This window comes from Halomonas qinghailakensis, assembly GCF_025820815.1.
Classification (GTDB): Bacteria; Pseudomonadota; Gammaproteobacteria; order Pseudomonadales; family Halomonadaceae; genus Vreelandella; species Vreelandella qaidamensis.
Map to the genome: position 1 here is coordinate 184189 of NZ_CP096973.1, position 19578 is coordinate 203766.

Consider the following 19578-nt stretch of genomic DNA (forward strand, 5'->3'; position numbering starts at 1 on the left):
AACGATGCTACGTTTCAGGGCGCAGCGCGGCTTCTACCGATAATCGATACCCGACGCCTGCTTCTGTTTGAAGCAGGGTGGGTGTTTGTGGGTCATCTCCCAGTTTCTGCCGCAGGCGACTAATCACGATGCGTAAATAGTGCGTATCGTCTACATGCGTTGGCCCCCAAATTTCTTTTAACAACTGAGTCTGCGTCACGACACGCCCAGCGTAGCGACACAGGCGCGCTAACACAGCGAACTCTTTTCGAGTTAAATGCACATCTTCTTGCTGTAGTGTGACTCGCCTTAGTTCCAGATCAATCGCTAACCCCTGGCTGACATAGTAACTTGATGTTTGCTCTCCCCTAGCCTTTTGGGCCAAGCGCAATACCGCCCTTATACGCGCCAGTAACTCTTGAATGCCAAAGGGCTTGGTAACGTAATCGTTGGCACCGTTATCCAACGAAAAGACTTTCTCTTCTTCTCGATCACGCACAGATACCACAATAACCGGCACAGTACTGTGTTCACGTATCCCCTGCAGTACTTCATGCCCATCCATATCAGGCAAACCTAAATCGAGCAGTACGACGTCAGGGGCTTGGGTATACACCATGGCTAATGCCTGCTTACCGTTCTCCGCCTCTAAAACCCCATAGCCTTGAGAGGCGAGACTGATACGCAGAAAACGCCGAATCTGCTGCTCATCGTCAACAATCAGAATGCGACCGCTGCCTTCACTCTTCATCACCCCTCCTGATCTCTGCCCCTAACAGTGGCAGCGTAATAATAATCGCAGTGCCTCGCCCACTTTCGCCGGTATCAGCCGTAATAGTGCCGCCGTGAGCACCAATCATGCCACGGCATATGGCTAAACCAAGGCCACTGCCATGGGCACTTCTGTCGCCATCACCACCGCTGTAAAACATATCGAATACCTGCTCGCGCAGCTCGGGAGAAATGCCCGGGCCTTGATCTTCAACAGTAATCACCAACGTCTCGGGGTCACCTTCGTTAAGGTTCGCTTTGATGCTCAACTCACCCCCTGGCGGTGAAAAACGTTGAGCATTATCTAAGACATTCACCAACGCTTGTTCTACCAGCGCAGGGTGGACATAAAGTAGCGGTAACGAAGGAGGCCAAGACTTGCGGACAACGACATGCTTAAGCGACTGGCCCAAGCGCTTAAGCGCTGAGTTAATAACGTCGTCAAACGCTACCCAATCCCGCTCAATTTTTAATGTGCCGTGCCCTAATCGGGTCATATCCAACAAGTTTTGTATGTATCGATTGAGGCGCTCGCTTTCGGACAAAATGCCATCAAGCAACTCACGTTGGTCGCTCTCGCTTAGCTGCGGTTTTAGTTCAATCAATGAACTGGCTGAGCCAATAATGGAAGAGAGCGGTGTCCGTAGGTCATGAGACACCGATGAGAGCAACGCAGAGCGCAGACGTTCATTCTCTTCAGAGACACGGGTTGTGTTCAATTCCGCCACTAACCGAGTGCGTTCTAACGCCATACTGAGCTGCCGTATTAACGTATCCATTAACGACTCTCGTTCATGGTTGAGCGCTTTTTGGCTTTCCGACAGTTTAAGCGCCAGCATCCCTACTTTTTCTCCCTGCACTGCCAATGGTATTAAACGCCAAGCCTGCTGGCTCAGTGTATCGGTGCCTTGGCCACTGGGCTTTTGATGCTGCCAGCTCCACACCGCTGCCTGCTTGGCCGCTATGTCCAATCGCTCTGAATCTGGCAGTGCATGCACAACTCGCACTTCATTCGCGCTTTCGGCGCTTTCAATAAACACCGTGGGCACTGCAAAACACTGCACCAATGTATCAACACCAATTTTTGCTGCACTGGTACTGTCTGTCGCGGTTGATAGCTGTTCGGCATAACGCAACAAAAGCTGAGTTTGATCGCGGCTAGCACGCAGTGCAATTAAACGCTGACGCCCCCTACCCGCAAGCTGCCCAACCACCACGGCAACGAGCAAAAAAAATACTGCCGTTAGCAACTGCCCACGCTCCACCATGGCAAAGGTGAGACGCGGCTCGGTAAAGAAGAAGTTAAATGCTAAAAAGCTCGCGATGGCGCTGAACATTGCCATCGCGGTACCCGCCCATACCGCACTGAACAGTACGGCCACTAAAAACACTAGTGATAAGTTAGCTAGCTCAAGCCAGGGCTCCAGCATGACAGCCACCCCTAGGGATGCCATCACCGCCAAGCTAGCGGCCAGTAACTGGGGAGGATGCAGCTTCCAGCCATGTTGCCATTGATTGGCGCGTTGTTTCACAGCCCCTTTAGCCACTACAACAATATCGAATGCCTCGGCATGCGCCATCAAGCGTTGGGCCAGTGGCCGTGACCATTTCCACCAACGACGCTTCGCTTCGCGACCCACCACAATAGTGGTCGCATTAATTGAGCGTGCATAGTTGAGAATCTCACTTAGCTGGCTATGCCCTTGTAAACGTATTGAATCGCCACCCAGCCGAGCGACCAGGCTTAAGACTTGTTCAACGGCCAGTTGCTGCTGTGGAGAAACACTTCCTTTATCAACATAAACCGCTCGCCATACCGCTAAGCGCCGCTCGGCCATCCGATGAGCCGCGCGAACCAGCGATACGTCGTCTTCACTTCCATTAATGACCACCAACAGATGCGGTCTTACTGGCCAGGGGCCTGCCCTGCCGCCAGCATCCATTGCCACCTTCACATCGGCATCTACGCGCTCGGCCATAGTTTGAATCGCCAGCTCACGCAGCGCGTTGAGATTGGATTCATTAAAGTAGCCTTCCATGGCAGCACGGGCCTGCTCGGGTATATAGACTTTGCCACGTCTTAAGCGCTCAAGGAGTTCGTCAGGGGTTAAATCAACAAGCGATACATCGCGGGCACGTTCTAACAGCGCATCGGGCACTGTTTCACGCATGCGAATCCCAGTAATCCGCGCGACATCATCATTCAAACTCTCGAGATGCTGGACGTTAACGGTTGTCCATACATCAATACCTGCATCCAGCAGCTCTTCAATATCCTGGTAACGGCGTGGGTGCCGACTGCCGGGGATATTACGGTGGGCAAGCTCGTCCACCAGCAAAATACTGGGACGTCGCGCCAGGGCCGCATCAATATCAAACTCATAGAAGGTTCGGCCATGGTGCTTTAAAGGCGCTAACGGAAGCCGTGCCAACCCATCACACAAGGCTTCGGTATCGGCACGTCCGTGTGACTCCACCACGCCAATTACAATATCTTCACCTTCCTCTGCCCTCTCACGGGCGGTGCGAAGCATGGTGTAGGTTTTACCGACACCGGGCGCGGCTCCCAGAAATACACGCAAACAGCCGCGCGCCTCTCGGCGCGCGGCTTTTAGCAATGTATTGGGATCGGGTCGCTGATCCGCTGAATACATTGGTTTACTCCATGGTGTCTGAAGCCGTCGGGGTGACGGAGGCTGGGGTTAATGGCGCTGCGATGGTTGATGATACTGGAAAACGATCATCCAAACTGACATTCAGCCGCAACACGTTCACCACCGGCGAGCCCAACCAGCCTGTGTTTTCAAGTGCTTGCTCAATTAGCTCTGTCACAGTAGCTTCGTCGATTCCGCGTGCTTGCGCTACTCTTGCAACCTGTAGCTCAGCCGCCTCGGGGGAGATATGTGGGTCGATACCTGACCCAGACGCGGTAATCAGATCGACCGGGATTTGATCGACACTTACGTTTTCGCGTTGAGCAATGGCATTTGCATCTGCCTGGGCACGCTCACGCAGCGATACATTACTCGGCGCCAAATTAGACCCTGAGACGCCACCAGCGTCATTGCCCGCCGCCGATGGGCGACCAATAAAGTACTCATCGCTGACAAACGTTTGGGACACCAAGCTTGACCCGACCACCCGACCAGAAGCGTCTCTAACCAAACTACCTTGGGCCTGCTCGGGGAATAACCAACCGCCCAGTGTTGTGGTAACTAGCGGGTAAATCAGCCCCAGAAGAACGGCCATTACCACCATAAAGCGAAGTGCATGGCCCCAGGAGGCCTTTGCCTGCAGCACATCGTCATTCGCAGCGATCTGGCGTTTCATATCCACATTCATGACGTTTCTCCTAGATAAATAACGCAATCAGCATGTCGAGAAGCTTGATGGCAGGGAATGGCAGCAGCAGCCCGCCCAGGCCATAAATCAGCAGATTTCGACGCAATAGCTCCGTCGCCGATGCCGCTTTTATAGACACACCGCGCAAGGCAAAGGGGATCAATGCCGGAATGATTAACGCGTTGAACAACACCGCCGCTAGCACCGCCGTAGTCGGCGAGTGCAAATTCATCACGTCGAGCACGCCAAGCGCAGGGAAGCTGGCGGCAAATAGTGCGGGCAAAATAACAAAGTATTTAGCCACATCATTCGCCAGCGAGAACGTCGTCAGCGCGCCACGGGTAACCAGCAACTGCTTGCCAATTTCCACCGCACTAATCAGCTTGCCGGGGTCAGAGTCCAGATCCACCATATTGGCCGCTTCACGGGCTGCCTGGGTGCCTGAGTTCATTGCCAACCCTAGATCAGCTTGAGCAAGAGCGGGAGCATCGTTAGTACCGTCACCCACCATGGCAACCAAGCGACCACTGGCCTGCTCTTCGCGAATCAACGCTAGCTTGCGCTCTGGCGTGGCTTCGGCAATGTAGTCGTCCACGCCTGCCGTCGCGGCAATAGCCGACGCCGTAATCGGGTTGTCGCCCGTGATCATTACGGTTTTGATACCCATGGTACGCAGTTCAGCAAACTTCTCCGCGATACCGCTTTTAATCACATCAGACAGCGCCACCACGCCCAAAATCTGTTTGCCTTCTGCCACCGCAATAGGGGTTGCACCATCCCGTGAGATACGTGCAATGACCTGCTCGTAATCGCTGGGGATCTCACCGCCCTGGGCCTTAACCCACTCCGCAATAGCATTCGGAGCCCCCTTGCGCAGCTTTTTACCGCTGGTGAGATCAACACCTGACAGGCGTGTTTCAGCACTGAACGCTTCAAAAGTTGCACCATCGGCTTCTTCACTAAGCTGGACGTCGACGCCCTGCTCAGTGGCTAGCTCCACAATTGAACGACCTTCCGGCGTAGGGTCTTCCAGGGACGTTAAAAACGCCACGTCACGAACTCGTTGACGCGGAACCTGTTGGCAAGGAGCAAACTCCGTCGCACGACGATCGCCAAGCGTTATCGTGCCGGTTTTGTCCAGCAGCAAGGTGTCGATGCTGCCAGCAATCTCGACGGCCTTACCGGATTTAGCCACCAGGTTAGCCCGCATAGCGCGCTCCATACCCGCAATACCGATAGCGGGCAAGAGGCCACCAATGGTGGTAGGAATCAAACAAACCAGCAACGCCACGAGCATGACCGTGGAGGTTTCAACGCCCACGAAAGCCGCCATGGGCACCAACGTGACCACCACGATCAAAAACACCAGCGTTAGCATGGCCAAGAGTACCGATAGCGCCAGTTCGGAAGGTGTCTTCTGACGGTTGGCGCCTTCTACCAAGGCAATCATGCGATCTAACAACGATTCGCCAGGGTTAGCGCTGACCTCAATAATCAGATGATCCGACAGCACTTTGGTCCCAGCACTGACACCGCTGTTATCAGTGCCCGCTTCACGCAATACGGGTGCAGACTCACCGGTGACAGCCGACTCATTGATCGAGGCAGCCCCTTCAACGATATCGCCATCGGCGGGAATCAGCTCCCCCGCGACAACCTTCACACGATCGCCTTTGCGAAGAGAGTCGGCCGTCACATTACTCGTCGTACCATCAGCATTCAGCTTAACCGCCTTCAGCTCTCCCTTGGTTTTACGCAGCGCCCCAGCGTGGGCTTTACCACGTGACTCTGCCAACGACTCGGCCCCCGTGGCGAACAGAATGGTAGCCAGTAACAACAACGCGATGGCCAACGCAAAGCCGCCATTTTCTCCCTGGGCAAAAGCAACTGGCGTCAGCCCAAAGCACACGACGGTACCAATAGCGACCACTGCCATCACCGGGTTGCGCGCAAGTTGACGAGGCGCAAGTCCTTTCACAGCCCCAGCGACGACCTGGCCAATGGGTAGCGGACGACGCGGCGGTTTAGCAAGCTCAGTATGTGACATCTCGTTTCTCCTAGAAGCCTTGCGTCACGGCTTCAGCAATCGGGCCAAGCACTAACGCCGGTAAGAAGCCCAGCAAGTTAACAATTACAATCACACCGGCGGTCAATCCCATAAATGCCGGGCTATCCATCGGTAAGGTGCCGCGTCCTGCGGGTGCAGTGCGCTTCGCTGCCAGCCATCCGGCCACCGCTAATGGCACCAACATGGGCAGGAATCGGCCGACCATCAGTGCAATAACACAGGCGAGGTTCCACCACGGCGTATCATCGCCAAGCCCTTCAAAACCAGAGCCGTTATTGGCAAAGGCAGAGGTAAATTCGTAAAGCACTTGGGATAGGCCGTGGAAACCAGGGTTTGAGGTTCCAGCAGCGCTAGGCATCGCTACGGTAAGCGCGGAAAGACCAAGAATGACTAACGGCTGCGCCAGGATTGCTAGCGAGATCCAACGCATTTCACGGGTTTCAAGCGGTTTGCCAAACAACTCTGGCGCTCTACCGACCATCAATGAGCCAACAAAAGCCGCCAACATCAGATATAGAAAGAAGCCAATAAGCCCAACACCTACGCCGCCAAAGGTGACGTTCACAAACATATCCATCAACACCATCATGCCGCCCATGGGGTTAAAGCTGTCGTGCATGGCGTTAACGGAGCCGTTCGATGTTTGTGTTGTCCAGCTGCCCCATAAAGCGGAAAGATCGGTACCAAAACGCAGTTCTTTGCCTTCCAAATTAGCGCCGGGCTGAGAAAGCTCGGAAAGGGCAGCATTCGGCATACGTTCCGAAGAGACCACTACAGAGGTGGAAATCAGCGAGAACGTCAGCATCACAGCACCAATGCCCATCATTAATCGGCGTCGGCCACTAATAAGTGCAATGGCAATCAGTAATGCGAAGGGAATGATCGTCAGGGAAGCAGTTTCAATCACATTGGCCAACGGCGTTGGGTTTTCAAGCGGAACGCTAGAGTTTGGCCCGTACCAGCCACCACCATTGGTGCCCAGCTGCTTGATCGCGACCATAGATGCAACCGGCCCTAAGGGAATCGACTGCACTTCTTCCACTTGCGAGTCCAGCATTTCCACTTGATGCGCCGCTTGGTAGCTGGAAGGCACTCCTTGCGAGGTCAGCAACAGCGCCACCACTGCTGCCAGCGGCAACATCACGCGCACCACTGTACGGGTCAAGTCATGGTAGTAATTACCAACCCCTTTTAACGCTCCCGCAGGCCGAGCGACAAGCAAGGTACGGGCTATTGCGACCAGTACAGCGAGCCCCGTGGCAGGTGTTAAAAACTGCAGCGTTACAATGGCAAAGGTTTGACTTAGATGGGAGAGCTGCGCCTGGCCCGAGTAGTGCTGCTGGTTAGTGTTGGTGGCAAATGATACCGCTGTGTGGAGCGCAGTATCCCACTTCATGCCGGGTATGCCATCAGGATTCAGGGGCAGCAAGCCCTGACACATAAACACCAACCATGCCAGCAGTATCAAGCCTACATGCAGCTTCAAAATGGCTAGCGCATAGACTTGCCACGTCATCACGCTTTGACTATTAACGCCTGCTAATCGATAAATAGGCGTCTCTATCACTCTGAATAGCGTGTCTATTCGACTTGGCTGGGTACTTAGCGCGCGGGCGATATATATCCCCAATGGCACACCAAGTAATGCCACGATGGCATAAATGGCGATCATGTCGTTCATAGCAATCTCCTAAAAACGCTCGGGGCAAACTAGCGCGTAAAACAAGTACGCCGCTGTGCCGGTCGCGATTATCAACAGTGCAATATTCATCGAAGTGCCTCCTTTGATTGGCACCTTGAGCTTAGAGATTGCCTGCGTAAAAAATCGATGGCGTTTAAGGCGTTAGCCGTCAAAAAGGTGTAAAAAAATGAGCTTTTGGCTAATTAAGAGGGCCTCCGATCATTGCTACACTCGACAGCCTCCCTATAGATAGGTGACTATCTTCAGTGACATGTCGCCAGAGTGATCTAACCACCGATGAAGATTATTATTTTGGGTGCCGGCCAAGTCGGTGCCACCCTGGCAGAGCACCTTGCCCGCGAAGAAAATGACATCACCGTTGTTGATACCGACGGTGCGAAACTGCGCGAACTGCACACCAAACTGGATATTCGCACCGTGACAGGCGCAGCTTCTTATCCTATTGTGCTGCGCCAAGCAGGCTGTGAAGATGCCGATATGTTGATTGCGGTGACCAACACCGACGAAGTCAATATGATCGCCTGCCAAGTCGCCCACACGCTATTTCGTACCCCCACCAAAATTGCCCGCGTACGTTCAACCGCCTACCTCACCCGTAAAGGATTATTCGCCCACGAAGCGATTCCTATTGATGTACTGATCAGCCCTGAACAAGTGGTCACGGATCATGTGCGCCGCCTGATTGAGCACCCCGGTGCGCTGCAGGTGTTGGAGTTTGCCGGTGGTTTGGTGCAGTTAGTGGCGGTCAAGGCGTTCTACGGTGGCCCACTGGTAGGGCAAGATTTAGCCTTTCTCGCCAAGCACATGCCTAATGTGGAAACACGCGTCGCCGCGATTTACCGCCGCAATCGGCCGATCATTCCCCGTGGCGATACGGTGATTGAAGCCGACGATGAAGTGTTTTTCCTGGCCGCACGGCGCGATATTCGCGCGGTAATGAGCGAACTACGCCGCGTTGAACGGGATTTTCGGCGGGTGGTGATTGCCGGTGGGGGCAATATCGGTGAACGCTTGGCCGAACACCTGGAGCATAGCCATCAGGTCAAAATTATCGAGCACAGTTTAGAGCGCTGCACCGCGCTTTCCGAACGGCTTGACCGTACGGTGGTACTTCACGGCAGCGCTACCAGCAAGCGGCTGCTGGAAGAAGAGAACATCGAAGAGTGCGATATCTTTTGTGCTCTGACCAACGACGACGAGGTTAATATTATGTCGTCGCTGCTGGCCAAACGCTTGGGAGCCAAAAAGGTACTCACGCTGATTAACAACGCTGCCTACGTAGATTTGGTTCAGGGGGGCGAAATCGATATCGCCATTTCGCCCCAGCAAGCGACCATCGGCAGCCTGCTTACCCACGTTCGCCGTGGCGATATCGTTAACGTCCATTCGCTTCGCCGTGGCGCGGCGGAAGCCATTGAAGCTATCGCCCACGGTGACAAGCAGTCGTCCAAGGTCGTGGGCCGCACCATTGCTGAAATCAATTTGCCTGAAGGCACCACCATAGGTGCCATTGTACGAGGCAAAGAGGTCATCATTGGCCATGGGGATGTGATGGTCGAGAGCGGCGACCACGTGATTCTGTTTGTGATCGATAAGCGGCGCATTCGTGACGTGGAACGCCTATTCCAAGTCGGTTTAACGTTCTTTTAAGCTACTCGGAACTCGCCTCTGATGTGGTTAGCATCGTTAATAACACTTAGCATCGTTAATAACACTATGCGTTAAATCTCCACCGCGCGGCCGATAAACTCAATCGGGCCAGTCGGTAGACCGGTAGGCGAACCGGTGTCATCCTCTAGCGTGAGTTCAAAGAGCTGGTTATCTTCAAGCGGCGGTAACTGGTCTAAACGCAGGCGCAGCGGTTGCCCTGGCTGTACTAGGCCAAGTGAAACCGGCGCTTGCCAATCATCCGCCTTGGTCCAGAACTCCAGTGCTTTTCCTTCGGGCACTTCAAAAGTGCCCAACGGGATCAGTTGAATCTCTTGACGGTTGGCAGCCTGCACAACCCACCCTGCTGATTGAGTTTGCGGCGCTAACAGCACCACCATATATTCTGGCGTTGCTGGTTCAGTGGAGACATTGGTCAACAACACACCCATCGTCACGGCGGCAGCTAAACCAAGGCCGGTAGCGGCGCGCCAAAATGGTAGGCTATGCACCAAGCGGCGAGGCGTTGTGACAGCCCTTGAAACACGCGCTGATCTTTTCGATGCGGCTTGCATGCTGCGCTCAATGCGCGGCCATAAATAATCTGATGGGGTAACAGGATCAACGATCGCGGTGTAGGGGAAAAACTGCTCTTCCCAGTCAGCTACGATGGTTTGTAATTGTGGGTCGTTGGCTAAGCGTGCCTCAAAGGCTTCTCGCTCAGCGATGGGTAACGAACCTAGTACGTACTCCCCTGCAAGTGCATGAAGGTCATCGTTTTCGTTGGAACGCGTCATGACATACACTCCCGCAGGCGAAGCAAACTTCGCTTAATCCAGGCTTTAACAGTGCCTAGCGGCGCGCCAGTGTGTGCAGAAATTTCGGCATGACTTAACCCATCCACGTAGGCATGTAGCACACAGTTTCGGCGCTCGGTTTCCAATTGCTGCAAGCACTCATCCATCTGCTGGCCAGTCTGCCAGTCAAAGGCCTCCGCCGTCGTCGATAATGACTGTTGGTAGGTGTCATCATCGGCTAGCTCGCCTGGGTCGTTGACATCTAGCCTGACTTCTCGGTCGCGCTGACGGATAGCATTTAATGCTAAGTGGCGGGCAATACTGAATATCCAGGTGCGGGCAGAGCCTCGTTTGGGGTCAAAACTATCGGCACGCTGCCAAATGTTCAGGCAAGCATCGTGAACAATGTCCTCAGCCATACCGCGGTCTTTCACGATACGCATGACAACCCCAAGCAGTCGGGCACCCTCTTGACGATAAAGCTGCTGCAGTGCCACTTGCTCACCACGGGCACAGCGCGCAAGTGCATCAGCATAATCGAAGTCGTTAGTTATCGTAGATACGCCTATATCAGACACATGCTAGCTCCCTGGTGACGCGTCGAGCCTGTCGCCGCGCTTTCCCAGCAAGCATAGCGGCTAGAGACTCGCGAGACGAGCCTCTAGCCTTACTTAGATGTGTTTCTTGAGAAAATTTTTGCTTAGCAACGGTATTGATATTAATTAAGCAATTAAAGGACTTAGTCTTAGTTAGCTGTCCAGAAAATATAGTCTGCCTGATAAGTTACAACTGCAGTGGCACCTTCATGGCCGTCATCACAAGCCACATCTGGTGCAACACCGCCCTGAGTATTCAGGCGTTGAATATAGCTAACGCCAGTCATTGCGCCCTCACCTTCCGCAGGATTGGCTTCAACGAGCTGCAACGGGATATTGCCATCACCATTCGCGGCAGTTGCCAGCTGAGTGCCGGTTATTTTAGAGCCATCCAATGCTTCCCAGGTAGCAGGCGGGCCGTAGTAGCTGCCAACTTGAGCCCCATCACTATCGTTCAGCGCCGCGTGTGGGCCTTTGAATACCCAGCCCATAGTACCGTCGTCTTTGGCTTCACACATGTAGGTAATCGCGCCCACACCGACTGTTTCCAGGGCGACGGTATTGCCGTCGGGCACTTGAACGTCGGCAGGCGTCATATCGGCCAGCGCAACATGACTGAAGGATGCAATCAAGGTAGCGGCGAGTGCTGCACGCGTAAGAGGTTGGATAGTCATTTTCAGTCTCCTTGAGTTTTGTATCAACCACTGCAAAGTGTGGCTGTATAGGGGATACACACGAGGAGACGTTTTGGATGCACTCTTTTTAGAAAATAATTAAGAAAAAAGCGCCTAAAAAATTTGAGGCGCTTTTTATATATATAAATCAGTTGATTATCTACTGACTAACGCCATCTACTTCAACCTGCCGGGGGCAAGCATTACCGTGCTGATCAAACAGATGGCAGTGCTGGCCTGCAAGCCCCAAGCGTACATTTTGGCCCTCTTCTAGGCGAGTCAAGCCATCTAAACGCTGGGTAAGTGGGACGTCGATGCCTACTACCTGCCAATGCGCCAGCGTTTCGTAGCCCAACTTTTCCGCCACCATCAAGCTCGCATTCAGCGTGGCTTCTGCCTGCTCGGCTGCGACAAAATCTTCTGCCCGCAGCCCAAGCGTTGCGCTATCTCCTGACTGAAGGTGCTTGCCATTGACCGCTACTGTCAACGTGTCACCACTATGCAGGCGCACTACTGTTTGGCGCTCGCCTGGGTCTACCACCGTGACGGTAAAAGTATTAATCCGTGGCGAGCCTATAAACTCGGCCACTTCAAGGGTTTTAGGGAAGTGGTAAAGCGAAAGCGGCGCGCCGACCTGGGCGATACGGCCACGGGAAAGCAGCACAATACGGTCAGCCAAAGTCATTGCTTCCACTTGATCGTGGGTCACGTAGATCATGGTGGCGTTCAAACGCTTATGCAGGGCCGCAATTTGCACCCGCATATCCACCCGCAGCGCGGCATCCAGATTAGAGAGCGGCTCATCGAACAAAAAAACCGCGGGCTCTTTTACCAAGGTACGGCCAATCGCTACCCGCTGACGCTGGCCACCTGAAAGATCTTTAGGTTTGCGTTCAAGCAGTTCAGTTAAGTGCAGCATTTCCGCAGCGTGTTGTACACGACGACGAATTTCGGCTTTATCAGTACGCGCCAGCTTTAAGCCAAAGGCCATGTTTTCTGCCACGCTCATATGCGGGTAAAGCGCATAGGACTGGAAGACCATGCCTATATCCCGCTCCTGGGGAGGAATCTCATTGATCCGCTGACCATCAAGTTGCATATCACCTTCGGTGATATCTTCCAGACCCGCAATCATACGCAGCAGGGTGGATTTTCCGCAGCCAGAGGGGCCAACGAAGACAACAAACTCGCCATCTTCGATCGTAAGATCGATATCCCGAGAGATTTCCACACCGTCAAAGGATTTACCAATGCCGCTAAGCGTTAAACGTCCCATGGCGCGTCTTCCTCGGTTTGTGAGCACTGGGCAATCGCCACGCCATAGGGCGGAAGAGACAGTTGCGGCAGCGTTAACTGGCCACCCCGCCATACGCCGTTTAGCCAGGCAGGCGAACCCTTAATAGATTCAGCGCTCTCAGGAACCATGCGAGTGACGGTTCGATCGCTAAAGTTTAGCGCAATCAACAACCGTGTTTGTTGATAAGTGCGCTCTAAACAGAGTACATCGTCACGCACGGCATGATAGCGCACGTCGCCTTTTACTAGCGCAGGCAGGATACGGCGGAACGCCAAAAACTCGCGATAAGCATTGAGCAACGAACCGGCATCGCTATCTTGCTGGTCAACGGCGAGGCTGGCATGAGACTCGGGCACTGGCAGCCAGGGCGTGACGTTACTAAAGCCAGCATGTGGTGCGTCAGCTTGCCAGGGGTGTGGCGTTCGGCAGCCGTCGCGGCCTTTATAGGTAGGCCAAAAGGTAATGCCCGCCGGGTCAACCAACTGCTCAAACGTCAGTTCAGCTTCAGGCAAGCCAAGTTCTTCGCCTTGATAGAGGCACACACTGCCCCGCTGGGTAAGCAAGAACACCATATAAAGCCGCAGCTTATCCAGCTGCCCTTCGGCCTGCCAGCGAGTGGCAAGACGGGTAACATCGTGGTTCCCCAGTGCCCAACAGGGCCAACCATCACCAATGCGTGCTTCCATTTCGGTGAGCGTTTTATGCAAATAACCAGGGTCGGATTTGTCGGTAAGCAGGTTGAACGAGTAGCACATATGCAGGCGATTCCCACCTTGGGAGTATTCCGCCATCACTCCCAGGGCGTCATCGTCACCAACTTCTCCTACGCTCGTCGAGCCTGGGTACTCGTCTAACAAGCCGCGCAGGCGCTCTAAAAACACCACGTTTTCTGGCTGGGTTTTATCGTACTGGTGAAGCTGGTAGCCGTAGGGGTTGTCCGGGCGAACACCTAAAAAGCTTTCGGTTACTTCTGCGCGCGGAGGATTATCCTTAAGCTCGCCATGGGTGCAGAAGTTCACCGCATCAAGACGGAAGCCGTCGACCCCGCGCTCTAGCCAAAAGCGCGCTTCTTCCAGAATGGCATCCACCACGGCGGGAGTGCGGAAATTCAGATCCGGCTGGCTAGCCAGGAAGTTATGCAGATAGTACTGACAACGGCGCGTATCCCACTGCCAGGCGCTGCCACCAAACACCGACTGCCAGTTGGTCGGCGGCGCACCATCAGGCTTGGGGTCAGCCCAGACGTACCAGTCAGCTTTGGGGTTATCACGGCTTTGTCGGCTCTCTTCAAACCAGGCGTGCTGGTCTGACGTGTGCGACATCACTTGGTCGATGGTTACCTTCAGCCCTCGCACATGAGCGGCTTCTATCAGTCGGTCAAAGTCTTCCAGAGTGCCAAACATCGGATCGATACCGCGATAATCGCTAATATCGTAGCCAAAATCTTTCATCGGCGATGTAAAAAATGGCGACAACCAAATCGCATCGACATTAAGCGAGGCAATGTAATCGAGCTTGTCAATTACCCCTTTTAAATCACCAATGCCGTCGCCACGACTGTCTAAAAAGCTACGCGGATAGATTTGATAAATCACGGCACCGCGCCACCAGTCAGCGCCTTGGCTGCCAACGTAGTGGGAAGTTGAAGGCATCTGCATCATCGTATTGTCCTTTTAATGGCCTGTTGCTTGCCATCATGCAGGCTGAACCTCGATATAAAATCATCCCCCTATGGATTGACCAGGCGTAGGCGTTAGGAGTAGCCACTAGCGCCGACCATAAACCTTCTTTACTCTCCTTGAATATGCGCCAGTAATTGCCCCGCCAGCGCAATAGCTTCATCACGTCGGCGAATATTCTGTTTTTGATAAAGACTGCGGATATGCGTTTTGATGGTGGTCGGTGCCACCGATAGCTGTTCGGCGATCTGCTCATTCGAGAGTCCAGCATGAATCAGACCCAAGATTTGCCACTCTCGTCGAGTCAGTGGCGACGTTCGGATAAGTTCAGGCACATCGGGCCGTGCCACAATGTTGGCAATCACTGTCTCGTCCAACATCAAGCGGCGGGCACTGCCAAAATCCTTTTGGCGGATGGCTAAGGTCAACAGCCGTTCCGCACGCGCCTGCTCAAGGGGGGCTAAGGTATTACTTGCTAATAACGTCGACAGCAGCTCCCCCAGCGGTTTCCCTAAGCGTAAAAAGCTGCCCACCAACGCGGTGCGGGAAGCCAAACCGAGTGCCTGATGCATATGGTGACTTGCCTGGACAACTTGACCTTGATGCCAAGCCACCGCCGCTAAGCACAGCTGGTTGCGATTCGCGTCGGTCACTAATCCCAGTCGCTGTGTGTGGGCTTCAAGGGCATCCAGCAGTTCGCGGGCCTCTTCGTAGCGCCCCAATAGTGTTAATGCACGGGCATGGTTCCGCACGTTGCACTGGGAAAAATGATTGGTGGCATGTTCAGCAATGGGTTCTGGCGCTTCTTGGCGCCAACGCTCAACCGCATCCATATCGTGTGTCGATTGCCACCACGCCAACAGCGTTGCATGGGCATTGGCTACCCAGTCAATGTGGTAGTCCCCTTCTGAGAGAATTTTGCGAAGCCTACGAATATGGTCAGCACACTGCGCTTGGTCTCCTCGGCTCTGGGCGACTTTAGCGAGCTGAATATGGCACTGAAGCGTCCAGCGCTCGCCTTGATTGTCTAACACCGCAATACCTTTCAACGCGGCTTGCTCGGCTTCATCTAACCGATGCCACTCCCAAAGCACCTGGCTGCGAATGCGGTACAAAAACTCCGCAACCGGTAAATGTTCAAGTTCGGCGCGCTCTAGATGTGCAAAGGCGCGCTCTTGAATATCGTAGGCGGCCTGCAAGCGACCTTGAGCCACCAGTGCTTCCGACTGATGACAAAACGACCACAGCAGTCGTTGATGATCGCCAACCTGCCGCGCTTGTCGCTCTACCTCACGCACCCGCTGCAGCGACTCCTCTAAATAGCCTTGTACAAAGCGCGCTTCGCTGAGAATAGCCGTTGCCGTCAACGGCGTTGACGCTAAGTAACGTGCAGGCACCGCAAGTGCCTGCTCAGCAAGTGGCGCTGCGCGCTCAGCGTTACCATGATTAATCGCCAATTGGGCACGTAACGTGGCAAATTCAGCGTTCAACGCCTGCCATTCGGGCTCATCCAGCTGTGCCTCGATCCATCCGATCACCCGTGCTGTCACATCAAACTGAAATTGCCCATGAGATACCCAGCCATAGAGCAGCGTATGCTCTGGACTTTTTGAAAGCTTCGGTTCGCCCAACAGCGCAAAACCTTGCGCTAATAACGCATAGGCCCCACTAGCTAATAAGGCAGGGCCCTGCGCAGTCAATAAGCTGGCAACGTCCTCTTGCTCCTCGGCTAAAATTGCCTGTCGTAACGCCATGACCGGATCATTTAGCGCTAACCACGCCTGACTTGCACGCTGGTGCAGTCTTCGCTGAGTAGATAAATTAAGCTCGTGTCGGCGGTGTCGAAGATACTCGCCAAATAGCCGCTGGAAGCGGAACCACTGGGCATGAGGGTCGGGGCGTTCAATAAAGAGTCCCGCTTGTTCAAACGCTTCTAAACGCTGAGTTAGCCGCTCTCCTTCCAAAAGGCGCGCCATTAGTTCGGGCGAAAAACGCTCTAACACCCCCAACTGAAGCATTAATTCGCGCTCTTCAGAGGGAAGTGCAGCGGCTAGCAGCTCATCAAACCAAGCGACAAAATCAGGATGCGCGCCGCTTAAACGCTCGACCAGCGCATCAAATCCCGCACGCGTGGTGGTTCGCTCAACCAGCCAGTTAAGCGCCAAAATCCAGCCACCGCTTTTACGCAACGCGCGTTCAAGGCTTACTCGGGTGGGCGGAAAACTTAGCTGTTCGGCACACAGGGTATGTGCTTCTTCGCTGTCAAAGGCCAACCCATGAAGGTCGATTTCTTCAAGCTCCCCCCTCAATCGCAGGCTCGCCAAACCAAGCGCTGGTCGCGAGCGGCTCGCCAGTGTCAAGGTCAACCAGGGCGGCTGATGACGTAGCCAGTGAGCGACGCCAGCCAAAATATCGGGATGGGTCAAGTGTTCAAACTCATCTACAACGAAACGACACGGGGAACGCTGCTCGGGTAACTCGCCCAGCCAACGCTCAAGCTGCTCAATGCAGTCAGTATTGTCAGCCATGGGCGAAAGCACATAGGTGTCATCGAGCAGTTTGTGCAACGCTGCCCGCCAGTAGGTTAGAAAACGTGCTGGTTGGTTATCACGCTGATCCAATCGAAGCCAGGCGGCCTCCTGCTCCAGCGCAGGCAACCGCTCGGCCAATAGTGCCGTTTTGCCGTATCCGGAAGGTGCCTGAATCAGCAGCAGCCGCACTCGATCATTTAAAGTGAAATAATCATTAAGCCTAGGCCGGGCCACCACACTAAGCGGCAACGGCGGTGCCTTTAGCTTTTCTTTAAGTAACGACATCAGCGCCTCCCGATATCAGTGATTTACATAACAAAAAGCCCGCGACACGTCGCGGGCAATCAGCATTGGAGAAACAGTTTTCGCTAGCGAGCAGCGGCTTACGCTTAGAATCTTTGCTCAGAAACTCTGCTCAGAAACTCTGCTCAGAAACTCTGCTTAGAAACTCTGCTTAGAACCATACCTCGGTTTGTACGCCAAAGGTGAATTCACCGCCAGTAAATCCATCGCTACCTAGAGAACTTGCACCGTAGCTATTAAGGCTATCGTCCCAATCGCTGTAAGTCGTGAATAGACGGATCTCAGGACGCTTCCAGAAACCACCTACTTCCGGCTTGAAAGTCGGTGCGATAGTGAACTTCATATAGTCACCATCAACCGCGTTACGGTCACTGTAACCCTGTGGATCTAAATCCATCCACTGATAGCTAGCTTCGTACTGCATTTCGAAATTCTGGTTAATTTCATTCGCCAAGCGCACGTTTAGCGTGGCCCAGTCATAGCTGTCGCCATTGGCGAAACGATCTTCACTGGTTTCAGCCAGTATAGACGGTGCAATACGCCACTTCGGTGCAATGTAGGTCGTTCCGTATAGCGCCAGCCGCGTTGCGGTAGCATCATCCGTCAGGTCGCCGTTGCTGCCCAACCCTTTAACTTCGGCCCCTAAGCCTTGGCCGTGCAGTACAGCGGCCTTAAAGTTACCCTCGCCCATGCCGAAGAAGCTGTCGCCGTGGTAAGCCACCATGGTATGCCAGCCCGAGTCAGCCGCATTTTGGCCCACACCGATATCACGCTCATCGTTATCAGCAGCAGACATGCCGTTGACCATGACCTGCCAGTTACCGAAGTAATTATTGGAGGTCACTACAAGGTTATCCGTATCGCTATTTTCGCCATCTAAACCGGGATTTTCACGGTTGACGACCGGATAGTCGCTGAAGCTGCGACCATAAACTGAAAAGTTACTCTTCCAGTTATCGGCTAGCTGCATGTCGTAAATACCGCCACCGGTACCCGCGAGGAAGACGACATCGCTGTCGAGCCAATGGATATCAAAGTTATCACGGTCAAAGCGCTTACCGGCCCAAATAGAAGCGTTTTCAAACGCGCCGGTAAAGCTTGGCAGATCACTAAATTCGGCATATACCTGACGAACGTTTAGGTTAGTATCATCGCCTACCCAGTCATTGCTGGAATTAGTACCGGCAGCCAACATAGTGGTGTAACGGGCTTTTGCACCGTTATCAAACTGCATGCGGTAGTTAAGAATGGCTTCAGAATAAGTATCCGGCTCATTGCCCAAACGGCCAACAGCGCCGCCATTTCCACCCGCGGGTGTTAGATAAGGGCCACCTGGTGCGCTTTTGCCGTCTTCGCCAATTAGCAAGCCAGAGCGCGCATAAACATTAAAAGAGAACCCTTCTTCGCCATTGGATTGGCGCTCTACACGGGCAAGGCGTTCTTCAATATCGGTGGCGGCGGCAGGCGCACTCGACGATGGTGTAGTTTGTCCCTGCTCAGCTAACTCAGCGCGGCGTTCCGCAGCATTGGCACGCTGCTCGGCAGCTGCAATTCGTGCTTCTAACTGCGCAAACCTTTCCTCTAGTGTGGTGTTAGCGCTAGCAGTGCCATACAAGCCAAAACTGGCAGCGGCGATGGCAATGGCGAGAGGCGTCTTGAATGTCATTTTATGCATTGTTTTAAACCCTGTGTTTTTACATCCAGTGTGTTAGCAACTGGCTTTAACTCTTTTATTTTTAAGATTTCTTAAAAACGCAAACTTGCAATGCTGTTTAAACCCTACCGATAGACCCAAGGCACTCACTGACGCCTTGCTGCTCTGGTAGCGTCCATTTCTGCTTAGCGGCGCTGAACACTCGTGGTGGCACTAATCGTCTTTTTGTACTGGACGCCTTTTGGGCGTTGAACGCTTAATTGCCTAGCCAGATAGAGAAGATTATGTTGCAAAGCAACTACGTTTCGCTCCACCAAATGGCGGAACACAAAACTTAATCGATTAAGAGCTAGTAAACCAACAATAAACTTCTAATTATCGACCAATGTCTAAAACAATTCAGAGATTAGCTAAAACCAATGAAGGGGCATTAGACAAAAGTCGCTATTGAACTTGTTACGAGGAGGCGGCTAACTAGCACCATACTTAATCGTTTAAGTAGGTGCTGCAAGCGCTTTGAACACCCATTACCCACAAC

General features: G+C 53.5%; 14 protein-coding genes. 1 reads left to right on the plus strand and 13 read right to left on the minus strand.

Annotated elements, in window-relative coordinates:
- Positions 1-7: 7 nt before the first annotated feature.
- The 6 genes from M0220_RS00910 to kdpF are packed head-to-tail and all read right to left on the minus strand — an operon-like array spanning position 8 to position 7931.
- On the minus strand, positions 8-730 hold the full coding sequence (locus tag M0220_RS00910; RefSeq protein ID WP_264018415.1) for a response regulator: 723 nt from the start codon (positions 728-730) through the stop codon (positions 8-10).
- On the minus strand, positions 720-3404 hold the full coding sequence (locus M0220_RS00915; RefSeq protein ID WP_264018416.1) for a sensor histidine kinase: 2685 nt from the start codon (positions 3402-3404) through the stop codon (positions 720-722). Before M0220_RS00915 ends, M0220_RS00910 begins: the two co-directional genes overlap by 11 nt.
- A gap of 4 nt (positions 3405-3408) precedes the next feature.
- Positions 3409-4092 carry a potassium-transporting ATPase subunit KdpC gene (kdpC, locus tag M0220_RS00920; protein ID WP_232222322.1) on the minus strand — a complete coding sequence of 228 codons (684 nt, stop codon included), beginning with the start codon at positions 4090-4092 and terminating at the stop codon, positions 3409-3411.
- Between the two features lie 10 nt (positions 4093-4102).
- Positions 4103-6139, minus strand: coding sequence for a potassium-transporting ATPase subunit KdpB (kdpB, locus tag M0220_RS00925; protein WP_264018417.1), 2037 nt, complete (start codon positions 6137-6139; stop codon positions 4103-4105).
- Between the two features lie 10 nt (positions 6140-6149).
- On the minus strand, positions 6150-7841 hold the full coding sequence (gene kdpA / locus M0220_RS00930; RefSeq protein WP_030069040.1) for a potassium-transporting ATPase subunit KdpA: 1692 nt from the start codon (positions 7839-7841) through the stop codon (positions 6150-6152).
- 9 nt (positions 7842-7850) lie between these two features.
- Entirely contained in the window at positions 7851-7931 is an 81-nt protein-coding gene (gene kdpF, locus M0220_RS17390; RefSeq protein WP_083003017.1) for a K(+)-transporting ATPase subunit F, read from the minus strand.
- Positions 7932-8138: 207 nt separating this feature from the next.
- Here kdpF and trkA point away from each other — a divergent pair, with 207 nt between their 5' ends.
- Positions 8139-9512: a Trk system potassium transporter TrkA gene (trkA, locus tag M0220_RS00935; RefSeq protein WP_030069038.1), complete on the plus strand. Its 1374-nt coding sequence runs from the start codon at positions 8139-8141 to the stop codon at positions 9510-9512.
- Positions 9513-9583: 71 nt separating this feature from the next.
- On the opposite strand, the gene M0220_RS00940 is transcribed toward trkA, so the two are convergent.
- From M0220_RS00940 to M0220_RS00970, 7 genes are all read right to left on the minus strand, one after another.
- Positions 9584-10306: an anti-sigma factor gene (locus M0220_RS00940; RefSeq protein WP_030069036.1), complete on the minus strand. Its 723-nt coding sequence runs from the start codon at positions 10304-10306 to the stop codon at positions 9584-9586.
- Complete coding sequence (locus tag M0220_RS00945; RefSeq protein WP_030069034.1) at positions 10303-10884, minus strand: sigma-70 family RNA polymerase sigma factor; 582 nt, start codon at positions 10882-10884, stop codon at positions 10303-10305. The genes M0220_RS00940 and M0220_RS00945 overlap by 4 nt, the downstream gene beginning before the upstream one ends.
- 167 nt (positions 10885-11051) lie before the next feature.
- The gene (locus tag M0220_RS00950) at positions 11052-11576 is read right to left on the minus strand and encodes a DUF3455 domain-containing protein (protein WP_030069031.1); all 525 of its coding nucleotides are present in this window, start codon (positions 11574-11576) and stop codon (positions 11052-11054) included.
- A gap of 160 nt (positions 11577-11736) precedes the next feature.
- Positions 11737-12852, minus strand: coding sequence for a sn-glycerol-3-phosphate ABC transporter ATP-binding protein UgpC (gene ugpC / locus M0220_RS00955; RefSeq protein WP_264018418.1), 1116 nt, complete (start codon positions 12850-12852; stop codon positions 11737-11739).
- A complete protein-coding gene (locus M0220_RS00960) occupies positions 12840-14534 on the minus strand; it encodes an alpha-amylase family glycosyl hydrolase (RefSeq protein WP_264018419.1) in 1695 nt (564 codons plus the stop codon). Before M0220_RS00960 ends, ugpC begins: the two co-directional genes overlap by 13 nt.
- Before the next feature lie 128 nt (positions 14535-14662).
- Positions 14663-17368 carry an HTH-type transcriptional regulator MalT gene (gene malT, locus M0220_RS00965; RefSeq protein WP_264018420.1) on the minus strand — a complete coding sequence of 902 codons (2706 nt, stop codon included), beginning with the start codon at positions 17366-17368 and terminating at the stop codon, positions 14663-14665.
- Positions 17369-17537: 169 nt separating this feature from the next.
- The gene (locus tag M0220_RS00970) at positions 17538-19061 is read right to left on the minus strand and encodes a carbohydrate porin (RefSeq protein ID WP_264018421.1); all 1524 of its coding nucleotides are present in this window, start codon (positions 19059-19061) and stop codon (positions 17538-17540) included.
- Positions 19062-19578: the final 517 nt, after the last annotated feature.

Coding starts and splice junctions, on each gene's coding strand:
- trkA (WP_030069038.1), top strand. CDS start 8,139: ATGAAGATTATTATTTTGGGTGCCGGCCAAGTCGGTGCCACCCTGGCA.
- M0220_RS00915 (WP_264018416.1), bottom strand. CDS start 3,404: ATGTATTCAGCGGATCAGCGACCCGATCCCAATACATTGCTAAAAGCC.
- M0220_RS00970 (WP_264018421.1), bottom strand. CDS start 19,061: ATGCATAAAATGACATTCAAGACGCCTCTCGCCATTGCCATCGCCGCT.
- M0220_RS00950 (WP_030069031.1), bottom strand. CDS start 11,576: ATGACTATCCAACCTCTTACGCGTGCAGCACTCGCCGCTACCTTGATT.
- kdpB (WP_264018417.1), bottom strand. CDS start 6,139: ATGTCACATACTGAGCTTGCTAAACCGCCGCGTCGTCCGCTACCCATT.
- kdpC (WP_232222322.1), bottom strand. CDS start 4,092: ATGAATGTGGATATGAAACGCCAGATCGCTGCGAATGACGATGTGCTG.
- kdpA (WP_030069040.1), bottom strand. CDS start 7,841: ATGAACGACATGATCGCCATTTATGCCATCGTGGCATTACTTGGTGTG.
- M0220_RS00910 (WP_264018415.1), bottom strand. CDS start 730: ATGAAGAGTGAAGGCAGCGGTCGCATTCTGATTGTTGACGATGAGCAG.
- malT (WP_264018420.1), bottom strand. CDS start 17,368: ATGTCGTTACTTAAAGAAAAGCTAAAGGCACCGCCGTTGCCGCTTAGT.
- M0220_RS00960 (WP_264018419.1), bottom strand. CDS start 14,534: ATGATGCAGATGCCTTCAACTTCCCACTACGTTGGCAGCCAAGGCGCT.
- kdpF (WP_083003017.1), bottom strand. CDS start 7,931: ATGAATATTGCACTGTTGATAATCGCGACCGGCACAGCGGCGTACTTG.
- M0220_RS00940 (WP_030069036.1), bottom strand. CDS start 10,306: ATGACGCGTTCCAACGAAAACGATGACCTTCATGCACTTGCAGGGGAG.
- ugpC (WP_264018418.1), bottom strand. CDS start 12,852: ATGGGACGTTTAACGCTTAGCGGCATTGGTAAATCCTTTGACGGTGTG.